The organism is Pedobacter cryotolerans, assembly GCF_005116475.1.
Taxonomy (GTDB): domain Bacteria; phylum Bacteroidota; class Bacteroidia; order Sphingobacteriales; family Sphingobacteriaceae; genus Pedobacter; species Pedobacter cryotolerans.
Window position 1 is genome coordinate 26,496 of the sequence record NZ_SWBO01000011.1, and the last position, 20,327, is coordinate 46,822.

At 34.6% G+C, this 20,327-nt stretch carries 19 protein-coding genes; 11 read left to right on the plus strand and 8 right to left on the minus strand.

The genetic code is table 11. The annotated features are described in order from the left end of the window. Positions 1-21 precede the first annotated feature (21 nt). The gene (locus FA045_RS15795; protein ID WP_136878052.1) at positions 22-1,104 is read left to right on the plus strand and encodes an acyl-CoA dehydrogenase family protein; all 1,083 of its coding nucleotides are present in this window, start codon (positions 22-24) and stop codon (positions 1,102-1,104) included. Positions 1,105-1,166: 62 nt separating this feature from the next. Here the strand turns inward: FA045_RS15795 and FA045_RS15800 are convergent, their stop codons facing one another. The 4 genes from FA045_RS15800 to FA045_RS15815 all read right to left on the minus strand — a co-directional run bounded on the left by FA045_RS15800 (position 1,167) and on the right by FA045_RS15815 (position 4,759). After that, the gene (locus FA045_RS15800) at positions 1,167-2,201 is read right to left on the minus strand and encodes a hypothetical protein (RefSeq protein WP_225871362.1); all 1,035 of its coding nucleotides are present in this window, start codon (positions 2,199-2,201) and stop codon (positions 1,167-1,169) included. Between the two features lie 98 nt (positions 2,202-2,299). Continuing rightward, a complete protein-coding gene (locus tag FA045_RS15805; RefSeq protein WP_136878053.1) occupies positions 2,300-3,184 on the minus strand; it encodes a class I SAM-dependent methyltransferase in 885 nt (294 codons plus the stop codon). A 91-nt stretch (positions 3,185-3,275) separates the two neighbouring features. Then, positions 3,276-4,028: an ABC transporter ATP-binding protein gene (locus FA045_RS15810; RefSeq protein ID WP_136878054.1), complete on the minus strand. Its 753-nt coding sequence runs from the start codon at positions 4,026-4,028 to the stop codon at positions 3,276-3,278. After that, positions 4,025-4,759, minus strand: coding sequence for an MlaE family ABC transporter permease (locus FA045_RS15815; protein WP_136878055.1), 735 nt, complete (start codon positions 4,757-4,759; stop codon positions 4,025-4,027). The genes FA045_RS15810 and FA045_RS15815 overlap by 4 nt, the downstream gene beginning before the upstream one ends. A 142-nt stretch (positions 4,760-4,901) precedes the next feature. Here FA045_RS15815 and FA045_RS15820 point away from each other — a divergent pair, with 142 nt between their 5' ends. The 4 genes from FA045_RS15820 (at position 4,902) to FA045_RS15835 (ending at position 7,975) form a co-directional block, all read left to right on the plus strand. Further along, positions 4,902-5,591 carry an SDR family oxidoreductase gene (locus FA045_RS15820; protein ID WP_136878056.1) on the plus strand — a complete coding sequence of 230 codons (690 nt, stop codon included), beginning with the start codon at positions 4,902-4,904 and terminating at the stop codon, positions 5,589-5,591. Positions 5,592-5,616: 25 nt separating this feature from the next. Continuing rightward, the gene (locus FA045_RS15825; RefSeq protein WP_136878057.1) at positions 5,617-6,264 is read left to right on the plus strand and encodes a PspC domain-containing protein; all 648 of its coding nucleotides are present in this window, start codon (positions 5,617-5,619) and stop codon (positions 6,262-6,264) included. A gap of 34 nt (positions 6,265-6,298) precedes the next feature. After that, entirely contained in the window at positions 6,299-7,246 is a 948-nt protein-coding gene (locus FA045_RS15830; protein ID WP_136878058.1) for a LiaF transmembrane domain-containing protein, read from the plus strand. Positions 7,247-7,369: 123 nt separating this feature from the next. Continuing rightward, positions 7,370-7,975, plus strand: coding sequence for an RDD family protein (locus FA045_RS15835; protein WP_136878059.1), 606 nt, complete (start codon positions 7,370-7,372; stop codon positions 7,973-7,975). A 5-nt stretch (positions 7,976-7,980) separates the two neighbouring features. Here FA045_RS15835 and FA045_RS15840 read toward each other — a convergent pair whose 3' ends face one another. Then, a complete protein-coding gene (locus FA045_RS15840; protein WP_136878060.1) occupies positions 7,981-9,177 on the minus strand; it encodes an ATP-binding protein in 1,197 nt (398 codons plus the stop codon). Between the two features lie 173 nt (positions 9,178-9,350). Here FA045_RS15840 and ispG point away from each other — a divergent pair, with 173 nt between their 5' ends. After that, positions 9,351-11,321 carry a (E)-4-hydroxy-3-methylbut-2-enyl-diphosphate synthase gene (gene ispG, locus FA045_RS15845; protein ID WP_136878061.1) on the plus strand — a complete coding sequence of 657 codons (1,971 nt, stop codon included), beginning with the start codon at positions 9,351-9,353 and terminating at the stop codon, positions 11,319-11,321. Positions 11,322-11,379: 58 nt separating this feature from the next. On the opposite strand, the gene FA045_RS15850 is transcribed toward ispG, so the two are convergent. From FA045_RS15850 to FA045_RS15860, 3 genes are all read right to left on the minus strand, one after another. Continuing rightward, positions 11,380-11,799, minus strand: a complete 420-nt coding sequence (locus tag FA045_RS15850; protein WP_205943175.1) for a secondary thiamine-phosphate synthase enzyme YjbQ — start codon at positions 11,797-11,799, stop codon at positions 11,380-11,382. A gap of 96 nt (positions 11,800-11,895) precedes the next feature. Further along, positions 11,896-12,228 (minus strand): cupin domain-containing protein, encoded by a 333-nt coding sequence (locus FA045_RS15855; protein WP_136878063.1) that lies wholly within the window; start codon positions 12,226-12,228, stop codon positions 11,896-11,898. Positions 12,229-12,623: 395 nt separating this feature from the next. Further along, positions 12,624-13,457, minus strand: a complete 834-nt coding sequence (locus FA045_RS15860; RefSeq protein ID WP_136878064.1) for an alpha/beta hydrolase family protein — start codon at positions 13,455-13,457, stop codon at positions 12,624-12,626. Positions 13,458-13,632: 175 nt separating this feature from the next. Here FA045_RS15860 and hemA point away from each other — a divergent pair, with 175 nt between their 5' ends. From hemA to FA045_RS15885, 5 genes are all read left to right on the plus strand, one after another. After that, positions 13,633-14,859, plus strand: a complete 1,227-nt coding sequence (hemA, locus tag FA045_RS15865) for a glutamyl-tRNA reductase (protein ID WP_136878065.1) — start codon at positions 13,633-13,635, stop codon at positions 14,857-14,859. Positions 14,860-15,031: 172 nt separating this feature from the next. Continuing rightward, positions 15,032-16,603 (plus strand): hydroxymethylbilane synthase, encoded by a 1,572-nt coding sequence (gene hemC / locus FA045_RS15870; protein WP_136878066.1) that lies wholly within the window; start codon positions 15,032-15,034, stop codon positions 16,601-16,603. A gap of 356 nt (positions 16,604-16,959) precedes the next feature. Beyond that, positions 16,960-17,928 carry a porphobilinogen synthase gene (hemB, locus tag FA045_RS15875; protein WP_136878067.1) on the plus strand — a complete coding sequence of 323 codons (969 nt, stop codon included), beginning with the start codon at positions 16,960-16,962 and terminating at the stop codon, positions 17,926-17,928. Positions 17,929-17,993: 65 nt separating this feature from the next. Next, positions 17,994-19,364 carry a glutamate-1-semialdehyde 2,1-aminomutase gene (gene hemL / locus FA045_RS15880; RefSeq protein ID WP_136878068.1) on the plus strand — a complete coding sequence of 457 codons (1,371 nt, stop codon included), beginning with the start codon at positions 17,994-17,996 and terminating at the stop codon, positions 19,362-19,364. A gap of 96 nt (positions 19,365-19,460) precedes the next feature. After that, positions 19,461-20,327, plus strand: a complete 867-nt coding sequence (locus tag FA045_RS15885) for a sensor histidine kinase (protein WP_136878069.1) — start codon at positions 19,461-19,463, stop codon at positions 20,325-20,327.

Here is a 20,327-nt window from a genome sequence, read left to right on the forward strand (position 1 = left end):
TCAACATTCCAACAACAAATTATGCAACAAACACAAACTTGGCAACACGCTATTCAAAACTTGGCAGCTCAATCTGAAGCATTAGGCACTTTACATCCAGATGTTTTGGAAATTGCCTATCAGCAAGAATGGTTTAAACTATATGTGCCTAAAGTATACAACGGACCTGGAAAAACATTGCCAGAAATTTTAAAGTTGCTAGAAGAATTGGCTTATGTTGATGGGAGTTTAGGTTGGACAGTAACCCTTTGCAGCGGAGCTGGTTGGTTTTCCGGTTTTTTGGATCCAGATTTGGCGAAAGAAATTTTTGCAAATAGGACAGCTTGTTTTGCTGGTAGCGGTGCAGTTGGCGGTACAGCAATTAAAAATGAAAATGGATATTCAGTAAATGGACATTGGAAATATGCCAGTGGAGCCTTACATGCAACTATTTTTACAGCAAATTGTAAATTAATTAATACAGATGGATCGGCTATATTATCAGAAGATGGCGAAGAGGTGATTAAATCATTCATCTTATTCAAAGATGAGGTTGATATTTTGCCGGGTTGGTCTTACTTCGGCTTGGTAGCAACCGGCAGTCATGCTTTTAAAGCACAAGACTTGCAAGTGCCTGCAAACAGAACGTTTTCAATAAATAAGGAAATTAAGGTTGAGATACCTGGATTTGACTATCCGTTTTTGCAATTAGCAGAAACAACTTTAGCGGTAAATAGCGCAGGTATGGCTAAACATTTTTTAGAATTGGTAGAGTTTTCATTTTATGGAAGAAGCGGCTTAAAAAGATACAATGAAGATCAAATATCGTTTTTTGAAAATGAACTAAAGCAATGTAAAATCGCCTTTGATCAAGTTAGGGCTGGCTTTTATAAAACATTTGATAATTCATGGCAGAGCTTGATGAAAAACCAAAAAATTGAAGACGATTTGCTAAAAGAAGTTAGTTTGGCAAGTAGAAAGTTAGCACATACCAGTAGAAAAATCTGCGATACGCTCTATCCTTACTGCGGATTAGAAGCCGCCAAAAAAGATAGTGACATTAATAGAGTTTGGCGAGATCTACATACGGCAAGTCAACATGCCTTGTTAACTTTCGAAAAGTAACAATCAATAAAAAAGGCCTTGAATGTTATTTTTCAAGGCCTTTTAATCTATTAAATTTTATATTACTGATACTGGATATAACTTGGTATCGGTTTTAATTTCATTAATTCTTCTGGTGTCATTAAACGATTTGGCGCTTTTTTCAAATCATTTTTATAGAAGATTTTAAAGCCAGTAAATTGAACAGGTTCGCCATATATAAAGTGACGGTAAGTACCTAATTTCAAATCAGGTTCGCCCCAACCATCCATGTGCATTACAATTTGCACTTCCGGTCTTAACTTAATGCTTTTATAGTTGGTTACCATCTTTTTTGTAAAACGATGTACTACAAATACTTTAGGTGTTAAATTATGTTTTTTAACAATATCTGCTAAATAACCAGTTACATAATTTAAATCAGCAGCATCATAAGTACCAATTTTCTTACCAGGAAGAGAACCATCTTTCATAGAAAACTCAGGATCGATACCCAAATGCACATTAGGCATAATTAAATACTTCTCTATATGAGGCAATTCTGCTTTGATGTTACTCAAGGCAACCTGTAAGTCTAAAAATACGATGGTATTTGGGCGCATTGCAGCAATTTTTAACACAGAATCAATTTGTTTATTACCCATTCTGTTGATGTACTTGCCGTCTTTACCAGGCGTACCACTTGCTACGGCAGCAATATAATGCAAACCAGCTTGTACAGGAGTAGAAGGATCTACCTTTTCCCAACGGTTAATTTCTTTAGTTAAACGAGACCACATTTCTTTAGGTGCATATTCGCCCAAAGCACCCATTTTTTTTGAGTGTAAATTACCATAATAAACAACAATACGTTTGAAAGGTAAAATTGCACCAGCCAAAGGATAAGGTTGTTTTTTTACAGGCCATTTACCAGTGGTATCGCCATTGGCTAATTTATTCATGATCTGATCATACTTTGCAGTATCTACAGGTGCACGTAAATTTTCCTCCTCAACTTTTGCGGTATCGGTTTTAGCTGTTTTATCTCCTGGCTTTTTAGCGTCTGATGTGCATTGTGTAAAAGCACACATTGTTGCAAATCCTAAAAGTAAACCAACAACATTTTTTGTTATTTTCATGGGTATTTGATTAAAATTGATATTCTATTGTCGTAAAAATACATTAATTCACACTCGGCGTTCACTAAAATTATCAACACATCAACATTTATTGATAGTTATTTAAATTTATTAAACTTCCCGAAAACACCTAAAGGTAATTTTATGCCAGATGTAGCTTGTAAATAAAGTTCGCCAGTTTCTAAGTTTTTAACTTGAGGATAAGATGTTTTAATCAAGTTTTCTACAATTACAGAAGAAAAACCCAAAGAGTAGGTATTTAAGATTAAAAAGTGTTCTTCCTCATCCAATAACTGAACAACATCTTGCATCATTTCTTGAATATGATCTTCTAATTTCCACTTTTCTCCATTTGGTCCATGTCCAAATGCAGGCGGATCTAAAATAATTCCGTTGTATTTTTTACCGCGTTTCAATTCTCTTTTTACAAATTTTAAAGCATCTTCTACAACCCAACGAACATCTTTTAAATTTGATAATTCCTGATTTTCGTTAGCCCAATTTACCACTTGTTTAATTGAATCAACGTGAGTGGTATCGGCTCCAGCTGCTTTTGCAACTAAAGATGCTGCACCAGTATAGGCGAAAAGATTAAGCACCTTCGGACTAGCTGTTTTAAATTTTTTGATAGATGATGAAATGTAATCCCAGTTAACTGCTTGTTCTGGAAAAACACCAACATGTTTAAAGGAAGTTAATCCTAAACGTAGGTTGATGCTAATGTCATCATTTTTGTAATTTACATTCCAGCGATCTGGAATATTTTTATCGGCCTTTAACCATTCGCCACTTGTTGCCGAACGACCTTTAAAGGTAATGTGCGTTTTTTTCTTCCACTCTTGTGGCGATAAAACCTTTTTCCAAACTGCCTGCGGCTCTGGGCGAGACAATACCAAATTGCCAAAGCGTTCTAGTTTTTCAAAATCGCCGCAATCTAATAGTTCGTAATCTTTCCAGTGGGTTGGTGTTAAAAGGCTTATCATATTGAATTTTATGTAGTAATTCTAAACGACAAAGTTATTCAAAATATCTCTATTCTATCAACCACATTGTCGGTTTGGTAATAAAGGATGATTACAATTTCCCTTTTGCTGCTTTCATAAAGCGACTAGCAAATACAAAATCATTTAATTCTGCAATATCTGTCTTCGAGATTTCTTTATTTGAACCTTCCCAGAATTTTTTTCCTTCGTGTAAAAAGATAATATAATCTCCAATACCCATTACCGAGTTCATATCATGCGTTACCACAATGGTAGTTGTGTTGTATTCTTCGGTTAATTCCTTAATCAACTCATCAATTACGATAGATGTTTTGGGGTCTAATCCAGAGTTGGGCTCATCGCAAAAAAGATATTTTGGGTTCATTGCTATTGCACGAGCAATACCAACACGCTTTTTCATCCCTCCAGAAAGTTCTGCCGGAAAAAGCTTGTTTTTGCCTTCTAAATTTACGCGTTCTAAACAAAAGTTTGCACGATCTAATTTTTCGCTTCTACTTTGTTCGGTAAACATATTTAATGGAAACATGATGTTTTCTTCAACCGTCATCGAGTCAAATAAAGCAGACCCTTGAAACAACATGCCAATTTCCTTTCTAATTTCAATTCTTTCCTGAAAATTTAGCTGTGTAAATTCACGGTCATCATATAAAACACTGCCTTGTTCTGGTTGATGTAAACCAATCATACACTTTAATAGCGTTGTTTTTCCTGATCCAGAACCACCAATAATTAAATTAGTTACACCTTCTCTAAAAATGCCCGAAATACCCTTTAGTACTTCGTTATCTCCAAACGATTTATGAATGTCTTTAATCTCGATCATAATAATAATTGGGTTACCAAGTAATCACAAGCCAAAATACTAATACAACTTACAACTACTGCACGTGTACTTGCTTGGGCAACTTCTAAGGCACCACCTTTTACGTAAAAGCCTTCGTAAGCTGGTACTGATGTAATGATAAAACCAAAAACAAAGGCTTTAGTTAATGCTACAACAATGGTGTAAGGATTAAAATCTGTAGTAATACCTTGTATATATTCTGCAGCAGAAATAGCGCCAGATAAAGTTCCGCCTAAATAACCGCCACCTATACTTAAAACCATAGATATAATTACTAAAATGGGTACCATAGTAATGCCAGCCAATATTTTAGGTAAAATTAAATAGCCAGGTGCATTAATACCCATAATTTCTAAGGCATCAATTTGCTCGGTAACCCTCATCGTTCCTATTTCTGAAGAAATTGCTGAACCAATTTTACCAGCCAACACAATAGCGCTAATTGTTGGGCTTAATTCCAAAATACTCGAATCACGATTTACAGAACCAATAATTGTTTTCGGAATTAAATCGCTCACCAATTGAAACGCAATCTGCAAAGTCATTACTGCTCCAATAAATGTAGAAATGATGCTTATCAAACCCAAAGAGCCAACGCCAATAAAATCCATTTGCTGAAAAATAGCTTTTACGTATATTTTAGTCTTCTCGGGTCTTCTAAATACTGCCTTTAATAACAGTATATACTTGCCAAAATTGGTAAAGTTCATTTAATAAAAATTAGCTGAGGTAATTACAATAATATACAAAGAAACAACAAAAAAAGTTCTGGCTTTGTGTGTTTGTAAAAAAATATTATTGTTAAGCCGCATAAATACGCTTTTTTTGCTTTGTTTAAACATATTTAAATTTATGAATGCAATAATAACTGGAGCAACAAAAGGCATTGGAAAAGCAATTGCTTTAAAATTGGCACAAAGTGGATATAATTTAGCTTTATGTGCCAGAACTGAGGCCGATTTATCCGCCCTGCGAAATGATTTAGAAATGTTTGGAAATAAAGTTTACATAAAAGCTGCAGATTTTTCTCGCAAAGTGGATGTTTTATCTTTCGTCGATTTTGCAAAATCTCATTTTAATCAAATAGATGTTTTGGTAAATAATACAGGTGTTTTCTTGCCAGGAAGTTTACTTGATGAACCAAATGAAAATTTTGAGTTACAACAAAACCTCAACTTAAATTCTACCTATTATTTGGCGAAGGAATTAGGTAAAATTATGCGTAATCAGGGTAATGGCCATATTTTTAACATTTGCTCTATTGCCAGTAAAACGGTTGTAGAAAATGCAGGTAGCTATAGTGTAACAAAAACCGCGATGCTAAGTCTTAATAATGTATTGCGTAAAGAATTAGCTCAATACAACGTTAAAGTTACGGCAATTTTGCCAGGTAGTACATTAACAGCATCATGGGAAGGAACAACAATAAACCCAGCAAAATTTGTACAGCCAGAAGATGTTGCTAACACCTTATATGCTATTTTAAATTTAAGTAGCGGAGCAAACGTTGATGAAGTTATTTTAACGCCTTTAAATTTTTAGTTTTTACCAATAGGAGGAGATCGTTATGGAAAAGAGATTGTTTAGAAATGAGCACGACAAAGTGGTGGCAGGCGTATCATCTGGCTTAGCAGAATACCTGCAAGTTGATATTACTATAGTTAGATTGCTTTTTGTACTATCCACTTTATTTTTAGCCGGTGGTGGTTTAATCGTTTACATTGTGATGTGGATTGTAGTACCAGTTAATAACGATCCGGTAGCGAAAATGAAGAAGTTTAATGAACAATTCGAAAAACATAAATCTGCTTTCAATAGTCCATTTGATGCGCCTCAAAACACTGCAGAAACCAAGTGGAATACCCCAAATACTGATTTTAATAACCTAAATAATATGAACAGTTTTCAGAAACCACAAACCAATGATACAGGCAGAACCATTGGCGGATTAATTTTATTGGTGCTTGGTTTTTATTTCTTGTTACGTCAACTAGATATTTTGCCACATTGGTTAAACATTTGGAAAATCTATAAACTTTGGCCATTAGCGCTAGTTGCAATTGGTATCAGCTTAATTTTCAGAAATCAGCGTAAAACTGAATGGGATAATTTTAAGAAAACCACTGAGCAAGCACAAAAAACGCAAGATGATAAGCCAGTTGAAGATGCTGTAGTTATAAAAGATGACAATGATCAGCCTCAGCCAAACGCTTAAATAAACCAAAAACGTTAATTTAAAACATACGGAAATGAAATTTGATAGAATAATATGGGGTGTGCTGCTTTTATTTATTGGTGGTGTACTATTGTTAGATAATTTTGATGTAATTAATTTTTATTGGAGAAATGTTTGGGATTTTTGGCCTATATTTTTGATCATCCTTGGCGTTAATATTCTTTTCAATAAAAATAATTCACAAACAGGAAACATCATCTCTTTGGGTATTTTAGTAATTGCTTTATCAGTACTTTTTGTTAAGGGACAAGAAGAGCCAACAAATAAATTTTGGTGGAGTAATGGAAGGCATACTATAGAAATTGATGGCGATGAGGATAATGATACAGATAATAAAAAGCTAAGCTTTAGTGAACCATATATTGAAGCAGATTCTGCGAAAAAAACAATACTAAACCTTTCTGGTGGTGGTACTTCGTTTGATTTAAAAGGCGAGACTGATAGTTTGTTTGCTGCTGAAGTAAGAAAAAGAAATGGTGAATTTTCTTTAACTAAAACTACATCAGATAGTGTTAATACGTTAACCTTTAAAATGCAAAACAATAAAAAAAGTTATTCTTTTGGTAATGGCACAAGTGTTGATGTTCGTTTAAATACCAATCCGGTTTATGAAATGAACCTAAAAATGGGGGCAGGAGAATTAAAATTCGATTTAGCAGATTATAAAGTAAGAACCTTAAACTTTGATGGCGGTGCAGCAGAGCTAAACATTAAATTTGGCGCTTTACTGCCAATTACCGATGTAAATGTAAAAACTGGTGTAGCCGATGTAAAAATCGAAATCCCTGAAGGTTCTGGTTGCAGAATTAAAACTAAAACAGGTTTATCATCAAAAGATTTTACAGGCTTTACTAAAATAAGTGAAGGCGTATATGAAACGCCAAACTATCAATCGGCAGCAAATAAAATATTTATCAATTTTGAAGGCGGTATAAGTAGTTTTGAAGTAGATAGATACTAAAAAGTTTAGGGTTTAGAGGTAAAGGGTTTAGGGATAGCGTAAAGACAAAATGTTTAGTATTTTTGTTCTTACGCTATTCGTATAATATCTCAAATCTATCATCTCAATACTCAAATCTCTTCTATGAAAGAATATACAATTGTTGTTAACGGTAAGCCAGAAGGACCATACAGTATCGATGAATTGAAAGGTTTAAAAATTAGGCCAGAAACATTTATCCGTAAACCAGGCATGGATGATTACAAAGAAGCTCATGAATTGGTAGAATTGAGAGAAATGTTGGGTTTCAAATTTCAACAAACTGCACCACAATATTTCGCTTCATTCGATCAAAGGTTGATGGCCTCGGCTATAGATTATTTCTTTCTATTGGTGGGTTACGTAATTATTGTGCTGTTTATTTATATTTTCATCGACCAAAAAATGTTTCGCATAGGTACTGCGGTAATTTTTTTACTCTTAGTTCCTGTAGCAAAATTTATTTATTCGAGCATTGCCGAAGCCTCTATTAAACAAGCAACTATCGGCAAACGATTAATGGATATTAAAGTAGGCGATTTATTTGGTAATCGTTTAGATATTGGCACTTCAATTTTACGGAATTTTGCCAAAATTTTATCAACCTTGCCTTTGTTTATCGGTTATTTATATTGTTTTATGAACAAAAAGCAACAATGTTTGCATGATGTTATGGCCAATACATTAGTGGTTAAACAAAGGTTGTTGTAAAATAGTTAGTAAAGTAATCCAAACATCCAAAGCGGTATTTTATTATTTATTCCTGCCTCCATATCATCAACAGCAATAAAAGAATAATCTACTCCATTTAATTGTTTGGTCGATTTTCCTTTTCCTCCAATTTCAAAAGTATACTTATCATCAATATAAAAATCACCTTTTAAAGGTAAATTAATTTCATGTCCAGCATTTTTAAGCTGATTCATAAAAAAAGCTTCACGCAATGAACCTTTATCTGTATTATTTGGGCTAAGAGCAAATGATAAATTGGTGTTTTCTAAAAATATTTTATCTGGTTTTTGTAAAGTGCTAATGCTCTTGCCTGCTGCCGTAAGCGAATTGATTAATTTTGCATTGTTAAGGTAGTAAAGGTATTCTACAATCATATTTCGGCTAATGCCAGTTTTTTCACTCAAATTACTAACGTTTGGTTTAAAAGGTACATTGGTTGATAAAATATAAAGCAACTGATAAATTTTACGAGAATGATGTGGGTTAAAACCTGCTATAAACTGTAAATCTTCCTCAATAATTAACCTTGCCACTTTTTCTAACTTTAAATGGTAGGTACTCTTGTTTTCTAAAAAAAAAGGGTAGTAACCATTTTTTAAATAGTCGTTAAAATATTGTAAGGGTCTAAATTTTGAAATTAAATCATGAGCAATTTCTACATGTTGCTTAAGCAAATCTTTTAATGTTATTGCCTGCAAATTGGTAATGCCTGTAAAACTTAAATACTCTCTATAAGACAGGCCAGACAGTTCATATTGTGCGGCTCTTCTGCTTAAATCTGTATTTTGTCTAGAAATATCTATAATAGACGAACCTGTAAAAACTATTTTTAAGTCTTTATAAAAATCGTATATGTTTTTAATTTCTTTTGCCCAATTTGGATATTTATGTACTTCATCTATAAATATTACTTTGCCGCCACTTTGCCTAAATTCTTGTGCAAAGTCTGTTAGCAAATTATCTGTAAAATAAATATCATCCATAGTAATATAGATAGCTTCGTTGTTTATCCCATAATTAGCTTTAATATGTTGTAAAATAAGCGTTGTTTTTCCTGTTCCCCTTGCCCCTAAAATGCTAATTAATCTGTCATTCCAATCTATAGTTTTTGCTAATGGCCTAATAATTTCCATAGGCTGTTGTTGTACAATCAAGTTTGATTTTAATTTCAAATTTTCCATTATGCTCAAATTTTAAAGCAAATATAGTTAAAATTGCTATAAATTTATAGCAAAATTTATTAAAATTGCTTTTAATAAGTGTCAAAATGCCTTACAAGCGAGTTTCCCAACTTCCCAACAATTTAACAATTCAACAATATAACAATTAAACATTTCCTATATCTTTGCTAACCATGCAAGAAATGAATAAGCCTATCCAATTAGAAGGTGGTTATTGTAATAGCCTAACGCAATATTCGCGGTTTATAACAAGAGAAGTTCAAATTGGAAATATCCCAATGGGAGGTTCAAATCCAATCCGTATCCAAAGTATGACAACTACTGATACCATGGATACTTTAGGTACTGTAGAGCAAACCATAAGGATGGTAGAATCTGGCTGTGAATATGTTCGTATTACTGCGCCAAGCATTAAGGAAGCAGAAAATTTAGCTAATATTAAAAAAGAGCTTCGCTTACGCGGATACGATGTTCCACTAATTGCTGATATTCATTTTACACCAAATGCTGCCGAATCTGCTGCTCGGATTGTAGAAAAAGTTCGTGTGAACCCAGGCAATTATGCTGATAAAAAGAAATTCGAAAATTTAGCCTATACTCAAGATACTTATCAAACAGAGCTTGAAAGGATTTATAAAAAGTTTACACCTTTAGTAAAAATCTGTAAAGAATATGGTACTGCTATGCGGATTGGTACCAACCATGGTTCTTTATCAGATCGTATCATGAGCCATTATGGTGATACACCTCGTGGAATGGTAGAGTCTGCAATGGAATTTATCCGCATGTGCGAAGACTTGAAGTTTTATAATTTGTGTATTTCTATGAAAGCGAGTAATACACAAGTGATGGTACAGGCCTACCGCTTGTTGGTAGAAACCATGGTAAAAGAAGGAATGAATTATCCTTTGCATTTGGGTGTAACCGAAGCTGGCGATGGAGAAGATGGTCGTATCAAATCTGCAGTTGGTATTGGAACCTTGCTTGCTGATGGTTTAGGAGATACCATTCGTGTTTCTTTAACAGAAGATCCAGAATTTGAAGCGCCAGTTGCCAGAGCATTGGCTAATAGGTACCCCCCTAACCCCCTGAAGGGGGAGTTGGAGCGGATTAAAGACTTTGCTTCCCCCTTTAGGGGGGCAGGGGGGTACAACCCATTCCAACATAAACGTAGAGTTACAAATGAAATAGAAAATCTGGGTGCACATCAAGTACCGAGAGTAATCATCAATATCGAACAAGAAAATTTAAAAGACCCTGCCATTTTAAATCCAGTAGGTTACAATTATTCAGCATTGCTGGATAAGTATAATTTAACCGATCAGGCTTGTGATATGGTTTATTTAGGCGATCAATTACCTTCTTTTTCATTTCCTGGCGGATTGAAACAGCTTTATAACTATGCAACTTGGTTAAAGTTGGTGGACAAGCAAAATTGTCATCCGATATTTAGTTTAGCTGATTTTAATTCGGCTCAACAGAAAGATGAAAAGTTAAATTTCGTGAAAATTCTGGCTGAGGAATTAAATGTTGAGCAATTAATAAATTTAGATAAAGCGGTATTGGTTTTATCAACCAATGCAGAAAATGCAATGCAAACTTTACGCAGTGCTTTTGTAAAATTATTAGCTGCGGGTATAAAAATTCCGGTAATTGTTGAACGTACATTTGATAAATTAACCATTGATGATTTTCAATTATACAGTTCTACTGATTTGGGAGGTTTATTAATTGATGGGTTTGGGGATGGTGTGTGGATTAATGCTCCTGAAATTCCTTTATCGGTAATTAACTCTACTTCATTTGGTATTTTACAGGCTACACGTACCCGTATTTCTAAAACAGAGTATATTTCTTGTCCGAGTTGTGGGCGAACCTTATTCGATTTACAAGAAACTACACAAGCAATAAGAGCAAGAACTTCTCATTTAAAAGGGATTAAAATTGGTATTATGGGTTGTATTGTAAATGGTCCAGGCGAAATGGCAGATGCAGATTACGGTTATGTTGGTGCAGGAGTAGATCGAATTACCTTATACCGCGGACAAGAAGTAGTTAAGAAAAATGTAAATACTGCCAATGCCATTAACGAACTGATAGAAATCATTAAAGGCGATGGTAATTGGGTACCCCCAACCCCCTAAAGGGGGCTATTGTAAGTATTACATTTGTTGCTGGCTTTAAAAGTCCCCTTTAGGGGATTTAGGGGTTTCCCCAAGCAGTAATCACTACATTTCTATTGCCGCCGTAATTTCTGTGTTCGCATAAATAAATTCCTTGCCAAGTACCTAGAGCAAGTTTTCCATTTCTAATTGGTATTAAAACAGAAGTATCCAGCAAAGCTGATTTAATGTGAGCAGGCATATCATCTGAGCCTTCGTAATCGTGCTGATAATCGGGATCATTTTCTTTAACTGCCTTGTTAAACCACATTTCGAAATCTTTACGAACAGTTGGGTCTGCATTTTCATTAATGGTTAGCGAAGCTGATGTATGTTGAATAAAAACCTGCATCATGCCCACTTTAAATTCCTTAATTTCTGGGATGGCGTGCAAAATTTCATCTGTAATCAAATGAAATCCTCGGTTTCTTGCTCTTAAGCTTATTGTTTTTTGGATCATTTTTATTTTACATTGTCATGCTGAGCGTAGTCGAAGCATCTCTGTAAAAATACATTATAGAGATCCTTCACTGCGTTCTGGATGACAAAATCGTGGTTAATACTTAAAATCTTCTCTTCCCGGACTAAAAATATCCAACAATGTACAATCAGTTATAGCTCTTCCGCCATGCGGCACATTGCAAGGTATAAGAACAAATTTACCAGTATCTAAAATTTGAGTTTCTTCGCCAACGGTCATCTCAAATTGCCCTTTTAGTACGAATGCACATTGGTGGTGTGGGTGACTATGAATAGGAGAGTCGCTCCCAGCTTTAATATCGATAAAATTGATGGTATTATTATCTGTATGTATCAATTTAGAAAAAAAGCCTGGGCTCATTTCTTTAACTTCAATATCGGCAAACTCTCGGAAAATTTCTTTGTTCATGATTTTATTTAATCTGTAAAGTTATTGATTTTTAAGCAACGAAATATCTTAAAATAGTTGATGTATAATCTTGTTTTAAAGAATTTGAAAATCAGTTTCCGTAATACTTTGATCATTACAGTCCCGTTATTCGTTTCAATCTTTTTTTCGTATCAAACCTCGTAGGTTTTTTAGACCTACCGGGTTTAAAAACGCAGGCTTATGCAACTATTTAGGTCTAAGCGTATAACAATCCCTCATAGTAGTATAAGCTAATGTTCTATAAACGGGATTTTAACGTAAATCCTTTTTGTGTCATGCTGAGCTTAGTCGAAGCACACAAAAAGATTGTAGTGAAAGCCCGACTAATTTTAATAATAGCTTTTGTCTCTGCTTTTCAAAAGAAAATCTAATTATTATCTGGATAACACCTCATTCAAAAATATTAAACTCCTTTCGCAAACCTGCAAAAGCTGTACGGGTAAAGTCTCTTTCTCAAAAGGATGAGATGCGCCATAAACATGATTTGCACCTTCAATTTTTACCAATCTGCTGTTTAGGTTTGTCCCATTGAGTTTTTGTGCATGTGCAAAGAGTACATTTACATCATCATCGCCCTGCACAATTAACCACGGAATGTTTATCCGCTTTGCGTTTGCTAAAATATCAAACTGTTGTTGGTTAGCCTCAAAATCTTGTAGCAAAGTTACATTTAATGGCATTTTTTCTTTTGTGCGAGCGTTAATCACATCAATTTTTCCGTTTTTTCTCCAGTCATCTTCCTGCTCTTTTTTCCATAAACTGTTAAAAGTAGAGATTGCACTCCAAGTAATTAAACCCTTCACATGAGGGTTGTTTACAGCTTGCAAAATTGCCAAACCACCGCCTCTGCTGTGGCCTATTACAAAAACAGAATCAACATTTAAGTTAGCTATGGCATAACTAATTATCAAATCAACATCCAACATCTCTTTGCTAATTGTATTTGCAGCAAAACTTTTCATGTCAGTAACATCAGTAGGTTTTTGCGGATCAACACCACTATGCGATAAATTAAATTTCAAATATCGAAAGCCTTGACTTGCAAAATACCTTGCAATTAAGTTATGTGCACCCCAATCTTTAAAACCTTTAAATCCATGTATAAAAATTATTAAAGCTGCATTTGTATTTCTATCGTCATAAGTAATGTCGCCAATTATTGTTTTTTGCTCTGCCCCAATTATCGAAAATGAGTTTTGATGTATCATAATCTGTATTTAAATAACACTAGTACCCAATATAACAAAATTATTTTAGCAAGGTTTAGTTGAATTTAGTTTATTTAAAATCTTTCTAAATTAGGGCTAAATTACAGCTCAATGACAGATTTACCACTTAACGTTTTTACTTTTGTTACACTAAAAATAACAGGCTAACCCTATTTTGGAATATTTAAAGATTATTGCATTTACACACAAGCAAATTGACCTAAAAGCCTTAGGTAAATTAGTGATTTGTGAGCATACGCTGGATGATAGGTTGAGGAATATCCAATCGGAACTAAATATTAGAGAAATATTTTATGTTGGTACTTGTAACCGCGTAGAATTTATTTTTACCTCTGCAGCAGCATTAGATAAAGAATTTATCAGTCGGTTTTTACATGTATTAGATATGGGCTTACCTGAGCAATACATGGAACAGTTTATAGCAAATGTTTCTGTTTACGAGAAAACTCAGGCTTTTAATCATTTATTACGTACATCTTGCTCATTAGAAAGCTTAGTTGTTGGCGAGAAAGAAATTTTAGCACAAGTTCGCAAAGCTTACGAAGCTTGCAGAATTGCTGGTTTTACTGGCGATTATATGCGAATGATTATGAACCGTGTTGTTAAAACCGCAAAAGAGGTTTATACGCACACCAATATTTCAAAAAATCCGGTTTCTATTGTTTCTTTAGCTTACCGCAAATTACGTGAGCTAAATGTTTGTGCAAATTCTCGCTTGTTAATTATTGGTGCAGGTGAAACCAATAAAAATATAGCACAATACCTTAAAAAGCATAAATACGCTAACTTTTCTATTTTTAACAGAACGGTAGCTAATGCCGAAAGTTTGGCTAAAGATTTAAATGGTACAGCATATCCGTTAAGCGAATTAGAAAATTACAGCAAAGGCTTTGATGTAATTATCACTTGTACAGGTTCTACTGAGCCAATTATAACCGAAGAAATTTATAATAAGTTATTGCAAGGAGAAATTGGTAAAAAGGTAATCGTTGATTTAGCTATACCTAATGACATTGCACCAGAAGTTGTTAAAAATTTCCCTTTGCATTACATTGAGGTAGAATCTTTAAAAGAAATTGCCCGTAAAAATATTCAAGAGCGTTATGACGAATTAATTAACGCCGAACAAATCATTGAAGCAAATATTAGTGAGTTTGATGCCGTTTTACGTCAGCGTAAAATTGAAATTGCCATGAGCGATGTGCCTCAAAAAATAAAAGACATTAAACATAAAGCAATTAATGCTGTTTTTGCCGATGAAATCAATACACTTGATGATAACTCTAGAGCAGTATTGGAAAAAGTAATGGATTACATGGAAAAGAAATACATTAAAATTCCGATGGTGATGGCAAAAGAAATACTGGTTAAAAACAGTTAAAAAGATTTGCGTATTGAGATTTTAGGCCAAATCAATCTTAATATTCTTTGTTTTCTTTTTGTCTATATGGTACTGCAATGCGTAGGGCAACATTACAACCATTCAACGTTCTAACATTTCAATTCCAATCAATCATTCAAAATTCTTAATTTAGCGGAAAATCTTATATAAAGTGAAGAAAGTAATTATCGGTACCCGTGGAAGTGATTTAGCATTATGGCAAGCAAACCACACTAAAGATAGATTAGCGAGCATTGGAATAGATGCAGAACTAAAAATTATAAAAACGCAGGGCGATAAAATATTAAATCTTCGTTTAGATAAGCTAGAAGGAAAAGGATTTTTTACTAAAGAATTAGAAGAAGAACTTTTAGGTGGCACTATTGATATCGCGGTTCACTCTCACAAAGATTTGCCAACAACAAATCCGCCAGGATTAATTATTGCTGCAGTTTTTGAAAGAGAAGATCCATCAGAATTGTTATTGGTGTTAAAAGACACAGTAGATGTAACCCAAAAATTATCTTTAAAAACTGGTGCAATTGTAGGTACTTCTTCAAACCGTCGTAAGGCACAAATGTTAGCTTTAAGATCTGATTTAAATATTGAAGATTTACGTGGTAATGTACCAACGCGTATTCAAAAGTTACGTAATGAAGATTATGATGCTATTTTATTGGCAAAAGCTGGTGTAAATAGATTAAATATAGATTTAAGTGAGTTTCATGTAGAAGTTGTAGATACAACTGAATTGGTTCCTGCACCTGCTCAAGGTGCTTTGGCTATTCAAATTCGTGAAAATGATAACGAACTTTTTACTGCTTTGCAACAAATAAACGATGCTGCAACGGCCGAAGAAATTGCTGTAGAACGTAAAGTGCTAAACCTTTTTGAAGGTGGTTGCCACATGCCTTTAGGCTGTTATTGCAAAAAAGAAAACGGTCTTTTTGAGGTTTGGACTTCTAAAGCAGAAACAGATGAGGATTTTCCGGATAGACTTTTTGTAAGAGCCGAAACAACAGAAGGTTTAGCTGAGAAAATTGTAGCTAAGTTTAGTAAAGAAAGAAAAATGCCAGCTAAGGTGTTTATTTCAAGAGAAATTGGCGAACACAGCTATTTCAGAAAAGCCTTAGCTAAACATGAAATAGAAATTGATGGACGGTCATTAATTCGTACTTTTCCTATCGTAAATATTTTAGATCCTTTTTATTTAAAAAATATTGATTGGATTTTCTTTAGCAGTAGAAACGGAGTAGAATACTTCTTTAAGTTAAATCCTGCATTAAGCAAAAAGGTAAAATTTGGAGTTGTTGGTCGTGGTTCTGAAGCTACGCTAAGAAAATTTGGTCATTTGGCAGATTTTGTTGGCGAAAGTGGAGACATTGTTGAAGTAGCAGAAGAGTTTGCAAAATTGGTTACAGGCCAAACGGTGATGTTTCCAAGAGCACAAGATTCGCTTTTAACGATACAAAAATCATTAGGTGCTGATACAAAAATTGTTGACTTGCCGATTTACGAAACCGTTGTTGCCGATGATATTGATGGTACTACAGCCGAAGTATTGATTTTTACCAGTCCGAGTAATGTACATGCTTATTTTGCTGATAACTTATTAGACCCAGAACAAAAAGTAATTGCCATTGGTAACTCAACAGGTAAAAAATTCGATGAAATGGGCGTAAAATACGTTTTACCTTATTCACCAGATGAAATTGGTTTGGCAGAGGCTGTTTTTGGAATATAAAAGCCTCTCCCCTAAATCCCCTCTACAGAAGAGAGGGGACTTTTGGACAGAAGATATTAGCATTAATTGCAACATATTTTTACGGTTGCATTTAAGGCGTTTAGAAAGTCCTCCCTTCTGGGGAGGGACGGGTGGGGCTTTAAAGCGGTTGTAGTAAAAGAAAGTTGTTAGCACTAAACTTTCTTAACTAAACCTGATAGCAGTGAATCCCGATTTTTCATCGGGAGTAACGAATAGCAGGACTACCTTAACAAAAGAACCACTGGAACTGCTTTTCTAAAAAATGATATTTAGGTTATCATACTAAATTTTAAAATAAATAGGTTTGCAGTTTAATACATATCAACACCAAATTTATGTTCAGACCACGTAGGTTAAGAAAAAATCCAGTTGTTAGAGAACTAATTGCCGAAACGCGATTGTCAAAGGATATGTTTATCTATCCTTATTTTGTAGTTCCAGGAAATGGAGTTACAAAGGCAATTGATGCCATGCCTGGAATTAACCATTTTTCTACAGATACTTTATTAAAAGATGTAGAAAAAGGATTAAAATTAGGTGTAAACAAAATCATGCTTTTTGGGGTGGGAGATGAAAAAAGTGATGATGCAAAATCTGCTTTTGATCCAAATTCTTTAGTGCCTGTAGCAGTTAAACAATTAAAACAAAACTTTGGCGATGATTTGTACGTAGTTACTGATGTATGCGTTTGTTCTTACACTACACATGGTCATTGTGGTATCATGAAAGATGATTATATCCAAAATGATTTATCGGTTGATTTGATTGCTAAAATGGCCTTAGCCCATGCTGCGGCAGGTGCAGATATGTTGGCACCTTCAGATATGATGGACGGCAGAGTTGCAGCAATAAGAAGTACTTTAGAGCAAAATGGCTTTGCCAACACAGCAATTATGAGCCACGCTACCAAATTTGCATCGGCCTATTACGGGCCTTTTAGAGAAGCGGCAGATTGTGCGCCAAATAAAGGAGATAGAAAAGCTTACCAAATGGATTACCGAAATGGAACAGAGGCAGTAAGGGAAGCTTTATTAGATGAAAGTGAAGGTGCAGATGTGTTAATGGTTAAACCTGCTTTAGCTTATTTAGATATCATTAGCAAATTGAAACAAAACAGCGATTTACCAATTGCTTGTTACAATGTATCGGGAGAATACTCGATGATAAAAGCAGCTGCGCAAAAAGGCTGGATAGATGAACAAAAAGTGGTTATGGAAACCATGCATGCCTTTGCAAGAGCGGGAGCAAGCATTATAACCACTTACCACATTAGAGATATTGTAGAACAAGGCTGGATGCCATAGGTTAAGCGTTTGGAGATAGGCGTAATAAACGCAAAACGCATTACGCTAGACAAAAAATTCAAGACATGTTAGAACAGTTAAAAAAGATATTCTCGGGAAACGAAGAAGAGACGCCAGTAAATACAGGTGCAAAACCTGATATTAGTAGAGAGAAATCGGCAGAGTTGTACGCAAAATCTAAAACCTATTTTCCGGGTGGGGTAAACTCTCCGGTAAGGGCATTTAAGTCTGTTTACGGCACACCACTGTTTATTCAAAAAGGCGATGGTTGTTACATTTGGGATGCAGATGGTAATCAATTTATAGATTTTTGTGCAAGTTGGGGTCCGCTAATTTTGGGGCACAACAATGCGAAAATTAGAGAAAAAGTAATTGAGGTAATGCAAAGCGGAATGAGCTTTGGCGCACCAACTGCATTAGAAAATGAATTAGCAGAGCTGATTATTAAGAATAATCGTTTTGTCGAAAAAATTCGTTTTACAAGTTCGGGTACTGAGGCGGTAATGTCGGCCATTCGTTTGGCTCGTGGCTTTACTGGTAAAGATAAAATCATCAAATTTGAAGGCTGTTACCATGGGCATAGCGATTCGCTTTTGGTAAAAGCTGGCTCAGGCTTAGTAACTTTTGGCGAAACATCTTCGGCTGGTGTGCCTAAATCTTTTGCCGAAGAAACGATTGTTATTCCGTTAAATGATACGGATGCAATTACCAAAGCTTTTGAGCAGTTTAAAGATCAAGTTTCTGCGGTAATTATAGAAGGTATTCCGGCAAATAATGGTTTGTTAATGCAAGATCAAGCCTATATTGAGTTTTTGAGAAAAGCTTGTACAGACAATAATGCTTTGTTGATTTTTGATGAAGTGATTACTGGTTTTAGAGTTGGTTTTGAAGGTGCAGCTGCTCATTACGGCATCAAGCCTGATATTGTAACGTATGGTAAAATTATCGGAGGTGGCTTGCCTGTCGGAATGTATGGCGCTTCTAACGAAATTATGGCTCATATTTCTCCAGATGGAGGCGTTTACCAAGCCGGAACTTTATCGGGCAATCCAGTAGCTATGGCAGCTGGTATTGCAACCTTAACTGAGTTGTTAAAATCTGGGTTTTATAAAGATTTAACCCAAAAAACCAAAGATTTTGTAGATAGTATACAGCGTTTTGCAACTGCAAGAAATTATAAATTTAAAGTATTTACAGTTGGATCAATATTTTGGTTCGCTTTTACGGATAAGGATATAAAAACTGCCGAAGATATAGATCCAGCAAGTATGGAGAAATTTAAAATCATGCACCGCGAATTGTTAAATAGAGGTATTTATTTAGGTCCTTCTGGTTACGAAGTTGGGTTTGTTTCTGCAGCACATACAAAAATTGAGTTAGAGAAAGCAAAAAGAGCTATTTTTGATGCGTTGGATTTAGTGTTTAGTAAAAAGTAAATTTGTCACATTGAGCGTAATCGAAATGTAAACGAAAATCCTTCGACAACTTGTCCCGATTAATCGGGAAGCTCAGGATGACAACACATATATAAAATGAAAAAATCAATACTCATATTCTACTTCCTTTTACTTTACGCCATGCTAGAGATGTTCTGGTGGGGTACCGTAATGATACAATTGCAACCACAACGTATGGCAATGGTAATGGGAGAAGGAGCGGTATTTTTGTTTTTGCTAGGAGTTGGTGCTTATTTTATTCATGATTCGATTAAGAGAGAAGATAAGCTAAAAGAGCAACAGCAAAATTTCTTAATGTCTGTAACGCATGAATTGAAATCGCCTTTGGCTGCTATAAAACTTTCTATAGAGACTATTATTAAACGAGATTTAGACAAAGAACAACAAGCGAAATTGCTAAGAAATTCTTTAAAAGATATTGAACGTTTAGATGATTTGGTTGAAAATATGTTATTGGCTACTAAAATAGAAAGTAAAACTTATTCTTTCCCGAAAGAAGAATTTGATTTTTCTGATTTGGTAACGAAGATAACTGATCGTTTACAGGTTCATTCTTGCGGCTATGAGCAAAATATTAAAACGAATATAGAAGAGGGCATAACTATTTTAGGAGATAAATTTGCCTTATCATCTGTGGTAACCAACCTAGTAGAAAATGCTGTTAAATATTCTGGTCCTTGTGCCGAAGTTGCAGTTGAGCTCTGTCAAAATGGCGGTAAGCCTGTTTTAACTGTCTCTGATAAAGGTCCGGGCATTCCAGACGATGAAAAAATGCTGATTTTTGATAAATTTTACCGTGTTGGGGCTGAAAATGTAAGAAAATCTAAAGGTACTGGACTTGGCTTGTTTATTGTGAAAGAGGTATTACAAAATCACGACGCGGATATTAGCGTAAAAGATAATACACCGCAAGGTGCAATTTTTGAAGTAACATTTAACTGA

Coding starts and splice junctions, on each gene's coding strand:
- FA045_RS15835 (WP_136878059.1), top strand. CDS start 7,370: ATGAAAGAATATACAATTGTTGTTAACGGTAAGCCAGAAGGACCATAC.
- hemB (WP_136878067.1), top strand. CDS start 16,960: ATGTTCAGACCACGTAGGTTAAGAAAAAATCCAGTTGTTAGAGAACTA.
- FA045_RS15850 (WP_205943175.1), bottom strand. CDS start 11,799: ATGATCCAAAAAACAATAAGCTTAAGAGCAAGAAACCGAGGATTTCAT.
- FA045_RS15840 (WP_136878060.1), bottom strand. CDS start 9,177: ATGGAAAATTTGAAATTAAAATCAAACTTGATTGTACAACAACAGCCT.
- FA045_RS15810 (WP_136878054.1), bottom strand. CDS start 4,028: ATGATCGAGATTAAAGACATTCATAAATCGTTTGGAGATAACGAAGTA.
- FA045_RS15795 (WP_136878052.1), top strand. CDS start 22: ATGCAACAAACACAAACTTGGCAACACGCTATTCAAAACTTGGCAGCT.
- FA045_RS15820 (WP_136878056.1), top strand. CDS start 4,902: ATGAATGCAATAATAACTGGAGCAACAAAAGGCATTGGAAAAGCAATT.
- FA045_RS15800 (WP_225871362.1), bottom strand. CDS start 2,201: ATGAAAATAACAAAAAATGTTGTTGGTTTACTTTTAGGATTTGCAACA.
- FA045_RS15815 (WP_136878055.1), bottom strand. CDS start 4,759: ATGAACTTTACCAATTTTGGCAAGTATATACTGTTATTAAAGGCAGTA.
- ispG (WP_136878061.1), top strand. CDS start 9,351: ATGCAAGAAATGAATAAGCCTATCCAATTAGAAGGTGGTTATTGTAAT.
- FA045_RS15860 (WP_136878064.1), bottom strand. CDS start 13,457: ATGATACATCAAAACTCATTTTCGATAATTGGGGCAGAGCAAAAAACA.
- hemL (WP_136878068.1), top strand. CDS start 17,994: ATGTTAGAACAGTTAAAAAAGATATTCTCGGGAAACGAAGAAGAGACG.
- FA045_RS15805 (WP_136878053.1), bottom strand. CDS start 3,184: ATGATAAGCCTTTTAACACCAACCCACTGGAAAGATTACGAACTATTA.
- FA045_RS15825 (WP_136878057.1), top strand. CDS start 5,617: ATGGAAAAGAGATTGTTTAGAAATGAGCACGACAAAGTGGTGGCAGGC.
- FA045_RS15885 (WP_136878069.1), top strand. CDS start 19,461: ATGAAAAAATCAATACTCATATTCTACTTCCTTTTACTTTACGCCATG.
- FA045_RS15830 (WP_136878058.1), top strand. CDS start 6,299: ATGAAATTTGATAGAATAATATGGGGTGTGCTGCTTTTATTTATTGGT.
- FA045_RS15855 (WP_136878063.1), bottom strand. CDS start 12,228: ATGAACAAAGAAATTTTCCGAGAGTTTGCCGATATTGAAGTTAAAGAA.